Annotated in this window: 12 protein-coding genes; 6 read left to right on the forward strand and 6 right to left on the reverse strand. The window is 61.2% G+C overall.

Annotation, left to right across the window (positions count from 1 at the left end; genetic code table 11):
• Positions 1–138 precede the first annotated feature (138 nt).
• On the reverse strand, positions 139–1,014 hold the full coding sequence (locus tag FBY02_RS15505) for a Tim44 domain-containing protein (RefSeq protein ID WP_144928953.1): 876 nt from the start codon (positions 1,012–1,014) through the stop codon (positions 139–141).
• A 307-nt stretch (positions 1,015–1,321) separates the two neighbouring features.
• Positions 1,322–3,505 carry a DNA helicase II gene (gene uvrD / locus FBY02_RS15510; protein WP_144928955.1) on the reverse strand — a complete coding sequence of 728 codons (2,184 nt, stop codon included), beginning with the start codon at positions 3,503–3,505 and terminating at the stop codon, positions 1,322–1,324.
• Positions 3,506–3,759: 254 nt separating this feature from the next.
• Here uvrD and FBY02_RS15515 point away from each other — a divergent pair, with 254 nt between their 5' ends.
• From FBY02_RS15515 to FBY02_RS15525, 3 genes are all read left to right on the forward strand, one after another.
• On the forward strand, positions 3,760–6,633 hold the full coding sequence (locus FBY02_RS15515; RefSeq protein WP_144928957.1) for a bifunctional diguanylate cyclase/phosphodiesterase: 2,874 nt from the start codon (positions 3,760–3,762) through the stop codon (positions 6,631–6,633).
• A gap of 140 nt (positions 6,634–6,773) precedes the next feature.
• Positions 6,774–7,640: a transcriptional regulator HexR gene (gene hexR / locus FBY02_RS15520; RefSeq protein WP_003187110.1), complete on the forward strand. Its 867-nt coding sequence runs from the start codon at positions 6,774–6,776 to the stop codon at positions 7,638–7,640.
• A 140-nt stretch (positions 7,641–7,780) separates the two neighbouring features.
• Positions 7,781–7,990 carry a PA3496 family putative envelope integrity protein gene (locus FBY02_RS15525; protein WP_047703881.1) on the forward strand — a complete coding sequence of 70 codons (210 nt, stop codon included), beginning with the start codon at positions 7,781–7,783 and terminating at the stop codon, positions 7,988–7,990.
• On the opposite strand, the gene FBY02_RS15530 is transcribed toward FBY02_RS15525, so the two are convergent.
• The gene (locus FBY02_RS15530) at positions 7,932–8,894 is read right to left on the reverse strand and encodes a LysR family transcriptional regulator (protein ID WP_144928959.1); all 963 of its coding nucleotides are present in this window, start codon (positions 8,892–8,894) and stop codon (positions 7,932–7,934) included. The genes FBY02_RS15525 and FBY02_RS15530 overlap by 59 nt on opposite strands.
• A 187-nt stretch (positions 8,895–9,081) precedes the next feature.
• Here FBY02_RS15530 and FBY02_RS15535 point away from each other — a divergent pair, with 187 nt between their 5' ends.
• Both FBY02_RS15535 and oadA read left to right on the forward strand, forming a co-directional pair.
• A complete protein-coding gene (locus FBY02_RS15535) occupies positions 9,082–10,497 on the forward strand; it encodes an acetyl-CoA carboxylase biotin carboxylase subunit (RefSeq protein WP_024777837.1) in 1,416 nt (471 codons plus the stop codon).
• 100 nt (positions 10,498–10,597) lie between these two features.
• Positions 10,598–12,406, forward strand: a complete 1,809-nt coding sequence (gene oadA, locus FBY02_RS15540) for a sodium-extruding oxaloacetate decarboxylase subunit alpha (protein ID WP_144928961.1) — start codon at positions 10,598–10,600, stop codon at positions 12,404–12,406.
• A 191-nt stretch (positions 12,407–12,597) separates the two neighbouring features.
• Here the strand turns inward: oadA and FBY02_RS15545 are convergent, their stop codons facing one another.
• The 3 genes from FBY02_RS15545 to FBY02_RS15555 all read right to left on the reverse strand — a co-directional run bounded on the left by FBY02_RS15545 (position 12,598) and on the right by FBY02_RS15555 (position 16,632).
• Positions 12,598–14,769, reverse strand: a complete 2,172-nt coding sequence (locus tag FBY02_RS15545; RefSeq protein WP_144928963.1) for an autotransporter domain-containing protein — start codon at positions 14,767–14,769, stop codon at positions 12,598–12,600.
• Between the two features lie 208 nt (positions 14,770–14,977).
• Positions 14,978–15,814 (reverse strand): amino acid ABC transporter permease, encoded by an 837-nt coding sequence (locus tag FBY02_RS15550; RefSeq protein WP_144928965.1) that lies wholly within the window; start codon positions 15,812–15,814, stop codon positions 14,978–14,980.
• Complete coding sequence (locus FBY02_RS15555; protein WP_144928967.1) at positions 15,811–16,632, reverse strand: ABC transporter substrate-binding protein; 822 nt, start codon at positions 16,630–16,632, stop codon at positions 15,811–15,813. Before FBY02_RS15555 ends, FBY02_RS15550 begins: the two co-directional genes overlap by 4 nt.
• A gap of 113 nt (positions 16,633–16,745) precedes the next feature.
• On the opposite strand from FBY02_RS15555, the gene FBY02_RS15560 reads away from it, so the two are divergent.
• Entirely contained in the window at positions 16,746–17,645 is a 900-nt protein-coding gene (locus FBY02_RS15560; RefSeq protein WP_144928969.1) for a homocysteine S-methyltransferase family protein, read from the forward strand.
• Positions 17,646–17,857: the final 212 nt, after the last annotated feature.

A 17,857-nucleotide genomic window follows, 5' to 3' on the forward strand; every position in this document is an offset into this window, starting at 1 on the left:
ATGGGCATAAAAAATCCGATACCAGAGGACTGGTATCGGATTTTCTAGAAAGCCCGGCTTGGACTCAAATGCTTAAGTGAACAGCATTACGGCTTGAGCCGGGGTTCTCTTATTTCAACAGGTGAAACGCGCAAAGGTTCAACCGTTCTGGCGAATACCTGCCACCAACCAAGGCTGGTTTTCGCCCTGGGCACGCTCCATGTTCCAGCTTTCGCTGAAGGCTTCGCCCTGGTCGAAGCGAGAGTCCTTCGAGACACCGCTGAAGGTCAGAGTGGCGATGGTCTTGTCGGCGCGATCATCGACACCGTCCAACTGCACCTGAAGGTTGTCGATGTAGGTGGACTGGTAGCCATCACCCAGGTCAGCACGTTCGCGCTTGAGGAACTCCAGCATTTGCGGGGTCACGAACTCGGCGATCTTGTCCATCTCGTTCGCGTCCCAATGTTGCTGCAGGGAGTGGAAGTGGGTGCGCGCGGCCTCGACGAAGTTCTTTTCGTTGAACCAGGCGGGGGCATTGATCACCGGACGGGCGGCCACTGGAGCTGCCGAACCGCCGAAGATCGAGCCACCGGCAGGTTGCTGGTTGAAGGTTTCACGCTGCATCGGCGCATGACCGGCCGGAGCGTACTGCTCCTGCTGTTTGCGACGACGGGCGGCAATGAAGCGGAACACCAGGAAGGCAATGACTCCCAGGATCAGGATGTCGAAGATCTGCATGCCCTGGAAGCCGCCACCCATGAACATGGAGGCCAGCAGGCCGCCGGCGGCGATGCCGGCCAGGGGGCCGAGCCAGCGCGAAGCACCGCCGGCCTTGGTGGCAGCGCCAGCGGCACCGGCTGCGCCTGCGGTGGCGGCAGTCGGACCGGCTGCCGAAGACGGTGCCATCTGGCTGGTCTGGTGAGTCGGGGCTGCACCCGCACTTTTACCACCGCCAAAGCGCTTGGCGGCATTGGCGTCGATGGCCATCGTCAGGCCGATGCACAACGCCATGGCGATGCTCAGAAAACGTTTCATATAAAGGCATTCCCATTTGTGAGTAGCACGCGCGCCATGTTGCACAGGTGAACTGTTGCTGGCTAGCGTCAGAGTGTTTCGGGCTTTTGCGTGACAGCTTAGGTTCAGCTTCAGAGGCGCAAGAGGGCCTGTTCGCTTTGGGCTGTAGGAAAGGGGGACAAGTTCTATCGGAAAGCAGCCAGGTGCTGAAAGGTCATTGTGGGAGCGAGCCTGCTCGCGATGGCGGTGAATCAGGCAACATTGATGTTGGCTGACATTACGCTATCGCGAGCAGGCTCGCTCACACATGAAGTCTCGGGAAATCCTTCTAGATCGCCTCGAGCTTGGCGTACCCCAGCATCAGCCATTTGCTGCCTTCGCTGAAATTCACCTGCACCCGGGCCTGGGCGCCGGCGCCTTCGAAATTGAGGATCACGCCATCGCCGAACACCGAGTGGCGCACGGCCTGGCCGAGGCTGAAGCCGGTCTCCGGGATGTCGCTGCCGCCGAACAGGCTGCTGGTGCCGTGCTGCTGGCTGCCACCGAACGGACGGCTGACACTGTTGGACAGGCGCACTTCCTGGATCAGGCCTTTCGGCACTTCACGTACGAAGCGCGACACCTTGTTGTAGGTCTCGCTGCCATACAAACGTCGGGTTTCGGCGTAGGTCAACACCAGGTTCTGCATCGCACGGGTAATGCCGACATAGGCCAGGCGGCGTTCCTCTTCCAGGCGCCCCGGTTCTTCCAGGCTCATCTTGTGGGGGAACAGGCCCTCTTCCATGCCCACCAGGAACACATAGGGGAATTCCAGGCCCTTGGCGCTGTGCAGGGTCATCAACTGGATGCTGTCTTCGTGTTCCTCGGCCTGGGTGTCGCCGGCCTCCAGGGAGGCGTGGCCGAGGAAGGCCGACAAGGGCGACAGGTCCGCGTCTTCTTCGGTGTTCTCAAAGTTGCGGGCGGCGCTGACCAGTTCCTCGAGGTTTTCTACCCGGGCCTGTCCTTTCTCGCCTTTTTCCGCTTCGTGATAGGCAATCAGGCCGGACTGCTCGATGACCGTCTGGGTCATCAAGTGCAGCGGCATCTCCGCGCATTTGGCGGCCAGGTCCTCGATGAGGTCCATGAAAGCCTTCAGAGCACCGGCGGCACGCCCGGTCACGCCCTTGTTGGTCACCAGCTGGCGCATGGCTTCCCACATGGATACGTGGCTGTGGCGTGCATGATCGCGGATCGCTTCGACGGTTTTCTCGCCGATGCCCCGGGTTGGTACGTTGATCACCCGTTCCAGGGCTGCGTCGTTGCCACGGCCTTCCAGCAGGCGCAGGTAGGCCATGGCGTTCTTGATTTCGGCGCGCTCGAAGAAACGTTGGCCGCCATAGATGCGGTACGGGATCCGCTCGCGCAACAATGCTTCTTCCAATACCCGCGACTGGGCGTTGGAGCGATACAGGATGGCGATGTCGCTGCGGGCCAGGCCGGTCTTCAGCGCGCTCTCGATGGTTTCCACCACGTAGCGGGCTTCATCGTGTTCGTTGAAGGCGGCATAGAGGTTGATGGCTTCGCCTTCACTGCCGTCGGTCCACAACTCCTTGCCCAGGCGCCCGGTGTTGTTGGCGATCAGGGCGTTGGCGGCCTTGAGGATACCGGCAGTGGAGCGGTAATTCTGTTCCAGGCGGATCACTTCGGCGTCAGGAAAATCCGCCGAGTATTGATGAATGTTCTCGATCTTGGCACCGCGCCAGCCGTAGATCGACTGATCGTCGTCGCCCACCACCATCAGGCTGTCGCCGCCTTTGGCCAGCAGGCGCAACCAGGCGTATTGCACGGCGTTGGTGTCCTGGAACTCGTCCACCAGCACATGGCGGAAACGCTTCTGATAGTGCGCCAGCAGCCCTGGATGGTCACGCCAGAGGTCCAATGCCCGCAGCAGCAGTTCGGAAAAGTCGATGACCCCGGCGCGCTGGCACGCGGCCTCGTAGGCTTCGTAGATGCTGCGCATGGTCGCCAGGAACAGGTCGCCGCTGGCCTGGATGTGTTGTGGACGCAGACCTTCGTCCTTCTGGCCGTTGATGAACCATTGGGCCTGGCGGGCCGGCCAACGCTGTTCGTCGAGCCCCAGCTCGCGGATCACCCGCTTGACCAGCCGCTGCTGGTCGTCGCTGTCCAGGATCTGGAAGGTCTGGCTCAGGCCGGCTTCCTGCCAATGGGCCCGCAACAGGCGGTGCGCCAGGCCGTGGAAGGTGCCGACCCACATGCCGGCCGGGTTGATGCCCATCAATTGCTCGATGCGGTGGCGCATCTCGGCAGCGGCCTTGTTGGTGAAGGTCACTGACAGGATCGAATGGGGCGAGGCGTTCTCGACCTGGATCAACCAGGCGATACGGTGCACCAGCACCCGGGTTTTACCGGAACCGGCACCGGCCAGGACCAACTGTCGACCCACGGAGGCCGCTACGGCCTGGCGTTGGGCATCGTTGAGGGAGTTCAGCAGAAGGGAGAGATCATCGCGCATCGGCGCATTCTAGGGTGCGGCGCCACCCCGGGCAAACCAAGCTTTGCCTCAGCCGATAAAAAGACCGATTGGGATGACTGGTAAGTCATGGGCGCAAGCACCGACGAAGCATGCTCGAAGCGCTCGGCGTCCAACGAAATAGCGACATTTTTAGATATTTTTGTGATCGGGAACAGTGTGGGATGGCCCCTGGCTTGTGTATGCTCGGTGCTCGTTTCGGGTTCTCCGTGCCCCCAAGAACAAGAACACTGCCTATGACCCTCAATTCCGATCTGGCGGGCCCCTGTGTGGAGCCGCGGGTCATCTGCAAGCAGTACGCCACGGAGATGGCTGTAGAGCGTACACGGTTGCTGTACCAGGGCTCGCTGCTGCCCACATTGTTCATGCTGGTCAACGGCCTGGTCTGTGCCGCCCTGTTGTGGGAGCCGTCGCGCTATGTCCTGGTCAGTGTATGGCTGATCTGGCTGTTGTCGCTGGTGGCCCTGCGGGTGATACAGGTAGCCGCCTTCGATTCGGCGATACCCAGCCGCCAGGCGCACCCGATCTGGTTGCGCATGTTCCTGCTCGGTTCGGCGATGACTGGGCTGACGCTGGCCGGTGCCGGCATTGCCCTGGTCCCAGCCGACAGCTTCCAGCAACAAGCCTGGGTGTTTGGCCTGATTGGCGCAGCCACCCTGTCGGCCAGTGTTGCCTATGCCGTGAGCCTCCCAGCCTTTCTGTCCTTTACCTTGCCCTGCCTGTTGCCGGCCATCGGCTTCCTTTTCTGGGGTGGTGACGAACAGCAGCGCGGATGGGGTTGGCTCGGCCTGGTGGTGCTGGTGTCCCTGAGCGTGGTGGCCTGGCAGGTCAATCGCCTGATGCAAAGCGGCATGCTGCGACGTTTTCAGAATCAGGCGCTGATCGAGCACCTGCAACAGACGCAAATCCGCAGTGCCCAGCTTAACGGGGCCCTGGGACGGGAAGTCGAACAGCGTCGTCTAGCCGAGGAACAACTGCGTGCGGCCCAGGTGAGTCTCGAGGCACGGGTCGCCCAGCGTAGCCTCGAACTGCAGGCAGCCAGCCAAGCCTTGAGCAAGAGCGAGGCGCGCCTGGCTCTGGCGCTCAAGGCCAGTGAGCTGGGGCTATGGGACTGGAACCTGCAGACCGATGAAGTCCATCACACCCAGCTCAAGGAACTGCTGGGCCTGGAGCCGGAATACATCACGGCAATGCTCAGCCACCTCACGCCACGCTTGCACCCTCAAGACCTGCCGGCGCTCAAGCGCGCCCTGGTCGAACACCTCAAGGGTCGCAGTGAGGACTACCAGATCGAGTACCGCATCCGCCACGGCGATGGCCACTGGGTCTGGATTGAAGACCGTGGCCGGGCCGTGGAGCGCAGCGCCAGCGGCCGTGTATTGCGCATGGTCGGTACCCGAAGAAACATCAGCGTCAGCAAGGAACTGGAACAGCAGCGGCAACTGGCGGCCACGGTGTTCGAGGCCGCCAGCGAAGGCATCGTGATCTTTGACCCCCACTACGCGCTGCTCGCCGCCAACCAGGCATTCACGCGGATTACCGGTTTCAACGTCGAGGACATGCTGGGGCGCAACGTCGTCGACCTGCCGTGCAGCCGCGATGCGCGCCGGCACTATCCGGTCATTCGCCAGGCACTCAAGCAGGACGGCACCTGGCAGGGTGAACTGGTGGAGGCGCGGGCCAATGGCGAGTTGTATCCGCAATGGCTGCAACTGAGCATCGTGCGGGATTCTCGGGGAAGCGTCAGCCACATCGTAGGCTTTTTCGCCGATCTATCGGCCAGGCGCGAATCTGAGGAGCGGATGCGCTATCTCACTCATTACGACGAGTTGACCGGACTGGCGAATCGCTCGTTGTTCCGCGAACGCCTTCAGGAAGCGCAACAACGGGTGCGTCAGGGAGGGCGTCGCAGCCTGGCCTTGCTGCACATCGACCTGGACCGCTTCAAACTGCTCAATGACAGCCTCGGTCATGACATTGCCGACCAGTTGTTGCAGAAAATGGCCCGGCGCCTGATCAATGCCCTGCCGGAGGCCAACACCATCGCCCGGCTGTCCGGCGATGAGTTCGCGGTGCTGTTCGATGCCTATGGCAATCTCTCAAGCCTGGCGCGCATGGCAACCCGTTTGTCCGCCAAGTTGCGATTGCCACAGACCATCGAAGGTCACGAGCTGGTGGTCAGCGCCTCCATCGGCATCAGCCTGTTGCCCGACAATGCGCGGGATATTTCCACGCTGGTCAGCCAGGCGAACATGGCCATGCAACATGCCAAGCATCTGGGTGGCAACAACTTCCAGTTCTACACCGACAGCCTCCAGGCCAGTACCCTGGAGCGTCTGCAGCTGGAGAACCAACTGCGCAAGGCCCTGGAAGAACAACAGCTGAAGGTTTTCTACCAGCCCAAACTGTGCCTGGCGAGCGGTCGTCTGAACGCGGCGGAAGCGCTGGTGCGCTGGGACCATCCGGCCATGGGCCGGGTGCCGCCGGGACATTTCATCGGCCTCGCCGAGGAGACCGGGCTGATCGGGCCCATTGGCGAATTCGTGCTGCGCCAGGCTTGTTGGCAAGCGTGCGAATGGCAGCGCCAGGGGCTTGCACCGATCCGGGTGTCGGTGAATCTGTCGGTGCATCAGTTGCGCCAGGGCAAACTCGTCAGCCTCGTGCGCCAAGTGCTGGAAGAAACCGGCCTGGCTCCCGAATACCTGGAGCTGGAACTCACCGAGAGCCAATTGCTCGACAGCGTCGAGCACATCATCGCCACCTTCCAACAGTTGCGCGACCTCGGGGTCAAGCTGGCGATCGACGACTTTGGTACCGGCTATTCGTCCCTGAGTTACCTCAAGCGCATCCCGGTGGATTACGTGAAGATCGACCAGGCGTTCATCCGTGGGCTGGAGGAGGGGGGCGAGGACGCGGCCATCACCCGGGCGATCATCGCCATGGCCCATGGGCTATCGCTCAAGGTGGTGGCCGAAGGTGTCGAGCGGCCGGGGCAGCTCGAATTCCTGAAAGCCGAACGTTGCGACGAACTCCAGGGCTATCTCATCAGCCGTCCCGTCGAGGCCGAGGATCTGGCAGCCTTGCTGCGGGCCAATGAAGACGGTTTATAGCGCCTGACTGCTACATGGCGTGCATACGGCATGAAATCTGGACATCGAGTTACGTATTGGGCGGGCAAAAAGGCAATTCCTGTAGTATAACTACAAACTTGCTACATCCCGGCCATCGCCAATAACAAGAGTCCAGCCCCTTGAACCTGTTGCAACACATCGCCCAATCACGCCACCTGCTGCGCAAATCGGAACTGAAAGTCGCCGATCACGTACTGCTTGATCCTGCGGCCGTGATGCACAGTTCCATGGCCGATCTTGCCCACAGCGTCGGCATCAGCGAACCGACCATCGTGCGCTTCTGCCGCGCCATCGGTTGCTCCGGTTTCCAGGACCTGAAACTCAAGCTGGCGCAAAGCCTGGCGGCCGGCGCGAGCTTCGGCCAGTTTGCGATCCATGAAGACGATTCGGTTGCCGACTACAGCCTGAAGATCTTCGACACCACCCTGCACACCCTCATGGAGGTTCGCGAGAAGCTCGATCCGGTGGCGCTGCAAAAAGCGGTCACGGCCATGTCCCAGGCCCAGCGTGTGGAGTTCTACGGCTTTGGCGCGTCGGGCGCGGTGGCGGCCGATGCACAGCACAAGTTCTTCCGGCTGTTGCTCACCGCGGCCGCCTATTCCGATCCGCACATGCAGGCCATGTCGGCGGTCACCCTGAAGCCCACCGATGTCGCGATCTGCATTTCCCAGTCGGGGCGCTCCAAGGATCTGTTGATCACCGCCAACCTGGTCCGCGAGAGCGGCGCCTCGCTGATTACCCTGTGTCCGAGCCAGACGCCGTTGGCCGAACTCTCGACAGTGAACCTGGCCATCGACGTGCACGAAGACACCGAGATCTACACGCCGCTGACCTCGCGCATCGCTCACCTGGTGGTGATCGATGTGCTGGCGATGGGCGTTGCCATGGCGCGCGGGCCGAGCCTGGTCAACCACCTCAAGAGCGTCAAGCGCAGCCTTCGCAGCCTGCGGCTGTCGCCCAAGTCGGTGAAGGCGCTGGATGACTGAAGCTGCAAGCCATGAGTCGCAAGCTACAAGAGGGCTTGTCAGCTGAAAGCAACATTCATCGTTCTGTAACCCTCGCGTTGCCAAACCGTCATCCCGCGCCTGCATCGTAAAGCTCCCGTATACGTCTTGGGAGTCTCGACATGACCCAGTCCTACGAAGAGCGCAGCGCCGTCAAAACCCGTCGTCAACAGGAAGACCAGCGCCGCATGGCGTTTCGTCGTGCGATCGAAGACCGTTATGAGCAGCGCCAGCTCCTGGCGGAAATCAGCGAATACCCCGACATCACAGAATTCAACTATTGGCAGGCAACGCCGGCGGCTTCCCGTCGAAACGCCCAACCAGGCCACTGATCTGAGCCCGTTCGCCACGCACGAACGCCAGGAAGGCGTGGGCCACCGGCGACAAGCGTTTCGCCCTGGCCTGTACCAGGCACCAACTGCGGTACAGCGGCAACTCCTCGACCGGCAACTCGATGAGTGCGCCGGACGACAATTCCCGGCTCACGGCGTGGCGCGTCAACAGCGCCACGCCCAGCCCCGCCACCACGCACTCGCGCTGGGCCTCCGCTGACGCCACTTCCAGTGTCTGGGTGAAATGCACCCGTTTCTCCTTGAAGTACTCCTCGCAGGCCAGCCGCGTGCCTGATCCCGGCTCGCGCAGCAGCAACGTATACGGCTCCAGATCCTGCAAGCGCAGCGGGCCCATGTGGCACAACGGATGATCCGGCGGCGCCACGGCCACGATTGGATTGTTGAGGAAGGGCAGGAACTCCAACCCCATGTCCTGAGGGACCATGGACATGATCACCAGGTCGTCCCGGTTGTCCGAGAGGCGACGGATCACTTGCCCGCGATTGACCACCGTGAGGCTCAGGTTGACCTCCGGGTGCTGGCGCTTGAACGCGGCGAACAGGTGCGGCACGAAATATTTGGCGCTGGACTCCACCGCCAGCTTCAGTTGACCTTGCAGCGAACCCTGCATGTCCGACAGTTGCATGTCGAGGTTTTCCAGGCGCCCGAAAATGTCGCGGCTGGCCCGTTGCAGGGCTTCAGCGGCTTCGGTCATGTAGAGCTTCTTGCCAACATATTCAAACAGCGGTTGGCCAATCAGCTCTTCCAGGGATCGAATCTGTAGGCTGACGGCCGGCTGCGTGAGAGACATTTCATCGGCTGCGCGGCTGTAGGACCTCAGGTCGCACACTTCGTTGAAAATCTGCAGTTGGCGCAATGTCATACGCATCAATGACTTACGCATCCTTTAGGCACCCTGGTTCGAATTTGATGGTGAAACTATAAGTCTTTGCTTATGCCTGACCCAATAAATATTCATTTTTGTTAATCAACGCCCGGGACTAGTGTGGTGCTGCGACCAACTGTTACATCTGGTCACGCGTCGGCCTGAACCTCAGGCCGTGGTATCACCGGCTCAAGGGAACCTCCAATTGATAAAAAAGATCTTGATCGCCAACCGTGGTGAGATTGCCGTCCGCATCGTGCGTGCTTGCGCCGAGATGGGCATTCGCTCGGTCGCGGTCTATTCCGACGCTGATCGCCATGCTCTGCATGTCAAGCGCGCGGATGAGGCCCACAGCATCGGCGCTGACCCGCTGGCCGGCTACCTCAACCCGCGCAAATTGGTGAACCTGGCTGTCGAAACCGGCTGCGATGCCTTGCATCCCGGCTATGGCTTTCTTTCAGAAAACGCCGAGCTGGCGGACATCTGCGCCGAACGCGGTATCAAATTCATTGGTCCGGCGGCAGAAGTCATTCGCCGCATGGGCGACAAGACCGAAGCGCGGCGCAGCATGATCAAGGCCGGCGTGCCGGTCACGCCGGGTACCGAAGGCAACGTGTCGGGCATCGAAGAGGCCTTGGCCGAGGGCGACCGGATCGGTTACCCGGTGATGCTCAAGGCCACATCCGGCGGCGGTGGTCGGGGTATCCGCCGCTGCAACAGCCGCGAAGAACTGGAACAGGCTTTCCCGCGGGTCATCTCCGAGGCCACCAAGGCGTTCGGTTCGGCGGAGGTGTTCCTGGAAAAGTGCATCGTCAATCCCAAGCACATCGAAGCGCAGATCCTGGGTGACAGTTTCGGCAACGTGGTGCATCTGTTCGAACGGGATTGCTCGATTCAGCGGCGCAACCAGAAGCTGATCGAAATCGCCCCCAGCCCGCAACTGACGCCCGAGCAGCGCGCCTACATCGGCGATCTGTCGGTGCGCGCCGCGAAGGCCGTGGGCTATGAGAATGCCGGCACCGTGGAGTTCCTGCTCGCCGAGGGCGAGGTGTACTTCATGGAAATGAACACTCGGGTGCAGGTGGAGCACACCATCACCGAAGAAATCACCGGTATCGACATCGTTCGCGAGCAGATCCGCATTGCCTCCGGACTGCCGCTGTCGGTCAAGCAGGAAGACATCCAGCACCGTGGCTTTGCCTTGCAGTTCCGGATCAACGCCGAGGACCCGAAGAACAACTTCCTGCCCAGCTTCGGCAAGATCACCCGCTACTACGCCCCGGGTGGCCCCGGCGTGCGCACCGATACGGCGATCTACACCGGCTACACCATTCCACCGTTCTACGATTCGATGTGCCTGAAGCTCGTGGTCTGGGCGTTGACCTGGGAAGAAGCCATGGACCGAGGCCTGCGTGCCCTGGATGACATGCGCCTGCAGGGGGTCAAGACCACTGCCGCGTACTACCAGGAAATCCTGCGTAACCCGGAATTCCGCAGCGGCCAGTTCAACACCAGCTTCGTCGAAAGCCACCCTGAACTGACCAATTACTCGATCAAGCGCAAACCCGAAGAGCTGGCCCTGGCCATCGCCGCCGCCATCGCCGCCCACGCAGGCCTATAACAACAGCGGCGAGCTGTGAGCTACAAGCTTCAAGTAAGAGCGGGTCAGCTTTTACTTGTAGCTTGCGGCTCGAAGCTTGCAGCTATGAGGAGTTCCGAATATGTCCAAGAAGATCTTTGTTACCGACACAATCCTGCGCGACGCCCACCAATCGCTGCTCGCCACCCGCATGCGCACCGAAGACATGCTGCCCATCTGCGACAAGCTCGACAAAGTCGGTTATTGGTCGCTGGAAGTCTGGGGCGGCGCGACATTTGACGCCTGCGTGCGTTTCCTGAAAGAAGACCCGTGGGAGCGCCTGCGCCAACTGCGCGCCGCGCTGCCCAACACCCGTCTGCAAATGTTGCTGCGCGGCCAGAACCTGTTGGGCTATCGCCATTACAGCGATGACGTGGTCAAGGCATTCGTGGCCAAGGCCGCGGTCAACGGCATCGATGTGTTCCGTATTTTCGATGCGATGAACGATGTGCGTAACCTGCGCGTGGCCATCGAGGCGGTGAAGGCTGCAGGCAAGCATGCCCAGGGCACCATCGCCTACACCACCAGCCCGGTGCACACCATCGACGCTTTCGTGGCCCAGGCCAAACAAATGGAAGCCATGGGTTGCGACTCGGTGGCGATCAAGGACATGGCCGGTTTGCTGACCCCATACGCCACCGGCGAACTGGTGAAAGCCTTGAAGGCCGAGCAATCGTTGCCGGTGTTCATCCACTCCCATGACACCGCCGGCCTGGCCGCGATGTGCCAGCTCAAGGCTGTCGAGAACGGCGCCGACCACATTGACACCGCCATTTCCAGCTTCGCCTGGGGCACCAGCCACCCTGGCACCGAATCGATGGTCGCGGCCCTCAAGGGCAGCGAGTTCGACACCGGCCTGGACCTGGAGCTGCTGCAGGAGATCGGCCTGTATTTCTACGCCGTGCGCAAGAAGTACCACCAGTTCGAAAGCGAATTCACGGCGGTGGATACCCGCGTCCAGGTCAACCAGGTGCCGGGCGGAATGATCTCCAACCTCGCCAACCAGTTGAAAGAGCAAGGCGCACTCAACCGCATGAACGAAGTGCTGGCGGAAATCCCGCGGGTGCGCGAAGACCTCGGCTTCCCGCCGTTGGTCACGCCGACCTCGCAGATTGTCGGTACCCAGGCCTTTTTCAACGTGCTGGCCGGCGAACGCTACAAGACCATTACCAATGAGGTGAAGCTCTACCTGCAAGGCGGTTACGGCAAGGCACCGGGCGAAGTGAACGAGAAGCTGCGTCGCCAGGCTATCGGCAGCGAAGACGTGATCGATGTACGTCCGGCCGATCTGCTCAAGCCGGAAATGACCAAGCTGCGCGGCGAGATCGGCGCACTGGCCAAATCCGAAGAAGACGTGCTGACTTACGCCATGTTCCCGGACATCGGACGCAAGTTCCTGGAAGAGCGCGAAGCCGGCACCCTGACACCGGAAGTGCTGCTGCCGATCCCTGAGGCGGGCAGCGTGAGTTCGGCGGGCGGCGAAGGTGTACCGACCGAGTTCGTTATCGACGTTCACGGCGAAACCTACCGCGTCGACATCACCGGCGTCGGCGTCAAGGCCGAAGGCAAGCGTCACTTCTACCTGTCCATCGATGGTATGCCGGAAGAAGTGGTGTTCGAACCGCTCAATGAATTCGTCAGCGGCGGCAGCAGCAAGCGCAAGCAAGCCTCTGCACCTGGCCACGTCAGCACCACCATGCCGGGCAACATCGTCGATGTGCTGGTCAAGGAAGGCGACGTGGTGAAGGCCGGCCAGGCCGTGCTGATCACCGAAGCCATGAAGATGGAGACCGAAGTACAGGCGGCCATCGCCGGCAAGGTCACCGCCATTCATGTGGCCAAGGGCGACCGGGTCAATCCGGGCGAGATCCTGATCGAGATCGAAGGCTGAGCTGACTGCCTCGATACAACGCTTTAACCTCGGGGGGGCATGTGCTCCCCTTTTTTTTGTGCACTGCTAGCCTGATGTCGCCTTTGTGGGGCTTGCTCGCGAAGACGTCAGCACATCCAACCTTCATGTTGCCTGTTACATCGCTTTCGCGAGCAAGCCCGCTCCCACAGAGGCGGCGTTACCCCAAGATCTCAGAACATCATCCGCCAGTGTCCCATCAACGCCTGGCTACGGTTGTCATTGCCGGTTTCACCGCTATAGCCCAGGCCCAGCGTGTGCCAGGGCGAAACAGCCAGGTCCAATCCCGCTTCGACGAGCAGGCTGTCGCGGTCCAGCTCGGTGCCTTCCACCCGATAGGTATTGCCGCCGCTCACCAGGTCCTGGCGAGAACGGCCGGTGACGTTGCCGTAGAGGTGTTTCCAGCCGACATTCAGGCGGGGCGTCCATTGCATACCGCGATCCAGGACAAAAGGTCGGGCGAGGCGCAGGCCCAAGTTGCTGCTGTACGCGTCCTGGGTCTGGCCATGGACTTTCAACGCAGCGTCCCCGCCGTTTTCCTGATAGCGGTCACGTTGATAACGTTGGTAACCCAGATGGACATAGGGTTCGACCTCGACATGAGCGAGATCGAAGCGGTAGCCCATCTGCCCAAAGACCTGCTGCGTATTGGCGTCGTAGCGACCCCTGAGGCGATCACTGAAACCGTTGAAGGCCACGTGACGTTTGGTACTGCCGTCATGGTCGCCATAAACGGCACCCAGGCGCAACGCCAGCGGGCCATCCTGGCGCAGGGCGTATGCGCCCAGGTACCAGCTGTCGAGTCCGCCGTCGAAGCGGTGGCCATCCAGCCGCGTCTGCGTCTTGCTGCCGATGACGCCCAGGCGCCATTCAGGACTAACCGCCCAATCGGTCCCCAGCATCAGTCCCGTTGTCGAATGCTTGAGGGCAGCATTGTTCGATTGTCTACCGATACTGCCGCTGGTGCCGATGGCCTGGACCCAGATCTGACCATCTATAGGCGCGCTTTCCGGATTCTTCCAGCCCATGGCTGAAAGCATCCCGTGACTGATCGGAGCGTTGCTGCTCAAGGTGGCGTTGGCGAGGTTTGCGGTGTCATGGCCCGTGAGCTGGTCGATAGCGTCGGCGGCCATGAATGCGTTGGTGCCGAGCAAGGCGCTGATGGCGGTGTTGGGTTTTGCGGCGGGTTGGGCGACTGGCAACGGAGCGGCGGGTATTTGCGCAACGGGAGTGGTTTTTGCGGGCTCGGCAGGTTTGGGGGGTGAGGTAACGGCAGGCGCTTGCACACCGGGTAGCGTCGCTGCTTGAACCGGCTGTGGCTCTTCGATGCTGGCTGCGAATTCACGCCCGTTATCGGAAGTCGCTACGGCCTCAAGCGGAACATCGTTTCGGGCATAGGTCAGACCGACCTGCGTCCCCAGGTAGTGGGGCGTCGCCGTCATGAATGCCAGTTCGCTGATGATCTGCCCGAATTCGCCTTCGACCTTGGATGCATTGATCACAGTGTGTTCACTGGTGCCGACATACTCGCCCGATGCGGTGCTGATCCTCAGCGTCGCATTGTTCAAGATCGCGGTTCCCCCGACCGTGATCGTGGCGCTGCCTCCCTGGGCATCGACGCCGTAGATGAGCGTCGCGCCCTGCGATAGCTTGAAGTCCTTTGCAATGGAAGGCGCCCCTATGGCCGGGCCGACCTCCAACAGTCCCGCCACGTCGAGACTCTCCACCGTTCCGCTGCCGCTGAACCGGGCTGTTTCTGCCACTACAACGGCCCCGGCGGTGCCCGAGTTCGTCATGTAGGCGTTGGGCGCCACGAATATGCTTCTGGCGGCAGTGCCCTGGTTATCGAAGCCGCCGAGAACGTGCACGTCGCCACCGAGATGCCCGGTGTTGATCAACTTTGCCTTCGGCTCGATCAGGCTTCGGCCATCGAAGCCCAGGGTGTTCGACCATTCCCCTCGCTTGGCATGCAGGTCCTGGAAGTTGCATATTTCATCCAGCTTACCGCCGGCCACGGTGTCCAGTTGCAGGACATTGATTCCGCCTCCGCCGTCGACCAGCCCGATGAGCTTGCCGCGTCCGCTCACGGTCACCAGATCGTCGTCGCCGCCCTTTTCCAGCGCGAGCCCCTTGGGGCCGTTTAGGGTCTTGGTGACCTTGGTGGGTATTGTCTGGGGTGCGTTGGCGAACGCCTTGAGGCGAGCCTGCACCTGGAGGGTTGTTTCAGGGGGCGAGGGCAGGGCGTCATCGACAATGGATTGAGCCATCGAAACGTCGGCGCAACCGAGCACCAGGGCAATTGCCAAGGCGAGGTATTGGGGTGGGAATACGTGTTGGATTGGCATTGAATGCGGCCTCTCGTGAACAGAGTCCGCACTTTAAAAATTCACTCTGGAGCGCGATGCCGGCCATCGCTGTGCCTCTGGCGAGAGATCACGACGAAGCCTGTAGGCCGGTCGTGCGTTGAACAAAGCCTCGTCGCGTCAGCGTTCACGGTACGTGGCATTGCCCTACATCACTCTCGGAACGGTCCGTTTGACAGCGACGGGGCTGTCAACTGCGCTTGAGATACGCCTTCCCGTAATGCCGCTCCATCCGCGCCTGGATCAGCTCCAGTGCGATGGACATCAGCCAATAGATGATCGCCGCCGTGGTGAGCATTTCGATGTAGCGATAGCTGGAGCGGCCGTAGGACTGCGCCAGGAACATCACTTCCCAGACGCCCATCACCGAGATCAGGGAGGAATCCTTGAGCATGGAGATGAACTGGTTGGTGGTCGGCGGGATGATGGTGCGCATGGCCTGGGGCAGGGTGACGCGCCAGAAGATCACGGTTTCGCTCAAGCCCAGCGCCAGCGAGGCTTCGCGTTGGCCGTGGGGGACGCCGACGATGCCGGCGCGGAAAATTTCGCTCAGGTAAGCGCCGTAGTTCAGCGACAGGGCAATGATCCCGGCGGTGACGGCACCCGGGACAACGCCCAGTTGCGGCAAGCCCAGGTAGATCAGCAGGATCTGGATCAGCAGTGGCGTGCCACGGAAGAACGACGCATAGAAACTGGCAATGCCGAACGCCACCGCGCTGTTGGACAGTCGTGCCAGGGCGGTGATGAAGCCCAGCAATGACGACGCGACGATCGAGCACAGGCACAGGAACAATGTCAGCACTGCGCCCTGCAGAAAACCATTGGGTGCCAGGTGCAGGCCGATCAGGTTGGGCAACTTGTCCAGGATGATCGAGAACTTCAGGTCGAAACCCAGGAAAAAACTCGCGAACAGCGCCAGCATGACTGCCCAGGTCAGGTACAACCGGGTGCGAAAACCGAAGATTTTCTTCAGGCGCGACTCAGCCACCGGTTGCGGTGGCTGAGAAGGAGGTTGGAAAGAGGTCATTGAGTGATGTCGGCACCGATCCATTTCTGCGAGAGTCTGCTCAAGGTGCCATCCTGTTTCAACTGGGTGAAGACTTCACGCACCTTGCTGTCCCACTGGGCGTCGCCTTTTTCGATGGCCACCGAGTTCGGTTCGGAGTACAGCGGCTCGCCGGCCAGTTTGAAGCGTTTGTCTTCGGTCAGGCGCGGCTGCGCGGTCACCAGGTTGGTCAACACCGCGTCCAGTCGCACCCCTGCGCCCAAGCCCAAGTCCTGGAAGGCTACGTTGTCGGTGTCATATGGGGCGATCTGCACGTTGTCGAACGGATAGCTCAGCCGGGTATCCTCGGCGCCTTCGATCACCAGGTTCTTGTTCAGATAGCTCTCGTAGCTGGAGGCACTGGTGAGGCCGACTTTCTTGTCGCTCAGGTCCTTGGCGCCGTGGATCCGGTCGTCCTTGGCGTTAACCACGATCACCGCCGGCGAGGCGTAATACTGCACCGGGAAATCGAAGACTTCGGCGCGAGCCTTGCTCGGCGTCATCGAGCAGATGCAGATGTCATAGCGCCCGCTCCAGTGTCCGGCGGCGATCACGTCCCAGGACGGCGTTTCCAGGCGCAGCTTCACGCCCAGCTTCTGCGCCACCGCTTTGGCCACGTCCACATCGAACCCGTCGAGCTGGTTCTGATCGTTGAGAAACGAGAAGGGCGGGTAGCTTTCCATCAATACGCCGACCAGTTCTTTTTTCTGCTCGATACGGTCCAGCGTGGTGCCGGCGAACGCCTGCGAAGAGGCGGCCAGAAGAGTCAGGCCCAGGGCCATCAAAGGTTGAAGTTTCATGTAGGACCCTGGCTGAAAATACAGGTTGTGATTAGCTGAATAGTGCGTATTAAATAGTTATAAGAACAACTCCGGTAGTGAGTTATTTTCATAAGCTTATGAGTGAATCGCATATGGGCTCAGCAACGACAGTCATTCTCGACGGCGGCATGGGCCGCGAACTGCAACGCCGGGGCGCACCGTTCAGGCAACCCGAATGGTCGGCGTTGGCCCTGAGCGAAGCCCCTCAAGCCGTAGAGGCCGTGCACGCGGCCTACATTGCCAGCGGCGCCAATGTCATTACCAGTAACAGCTATGCAGTCGTGCCGTTTCACATTGGCGAAGCGCGCTTCGCCGCCGAAGGCCAGGCACTGGCAGCGTTGGCCGGCGAACTGGCCCGGCGGGCGGTGCAGGCCTCCGGTAAAGCCGTGCGGGTTGCCGGCTCGCTGCCGCCGCTGTTCGGTTCCTATCGGCCTGATCTGTTCGATGCTTCCCGTGCCAGCGAGCTGCTGGCGCCTCTGGTAACCGGCTTGGCGCCCCATGTCGACCTGTGGCTGGCCGAGACTCAAAGTTCGACGGTAGAAGCGAAGGCGATTCACGCCGGATTGCCCCAGGATGGCAAGCCGTTCTGGCTGTCGTTCACCCTCAAGGATGAAGACACCGACGAAGTGCCGCGCCTGCGTTCCGGTGAGCCGGTGGCGGACGCCGCGGCCGTTGCCGCCGAACTGGGTGTCGAGGCGTTGCTGTTCAACTGCAGCCAGCCGGAAGTGATCGGTGCTGCGATCGATGCCGCCCGACAAACCTTCGAGCGTCTGGGGGTGAGGATCCACATCGGAGCCTACGCCAATGCCTTCCCGCCGCAACCCAAAGAGGCGACCGCCAACGACGGGCTGGACCCACTGCGAGAAGACCTCGATCCACCGGGCTACCTTCAATGGGCGGCGGACTGGCAGACACGTGGGGCCAGTCACTTGGGCGGTTGCTGCGGGATTGGGCCGGAGCACATTGCGGTGCTGGCGCAGAAGTTGGCGTGAGCCGGTAACGAATCCGTCGGCTGATCGATTGTCATCGCGAGCAGGCTCGCTCCCACATTTGGAATGCATTCCCCTATGGGAGCGAGCCTGCTCGCGATAGCGAACTTCAGCTATCTATAAATATCAGCTTACGTTTCCCTCCCAGTTCCACAGCCCGCTATACATATGTACGTCATCTCAAGGCGAACAGCGCGATAGGGTCCGGACTCTTC

Origin of the sequence: Pseudomonas sp. SJZ078, assembly GCF_007828255.1 — a bacterium.
In the GTDB taxonomy this organism is placed as follows: Bacteria; Pseudomonadota; Gammaproteobacteria; order Pseudomonadales; family Pseudomonadaceae; genus Aquipseudomonas.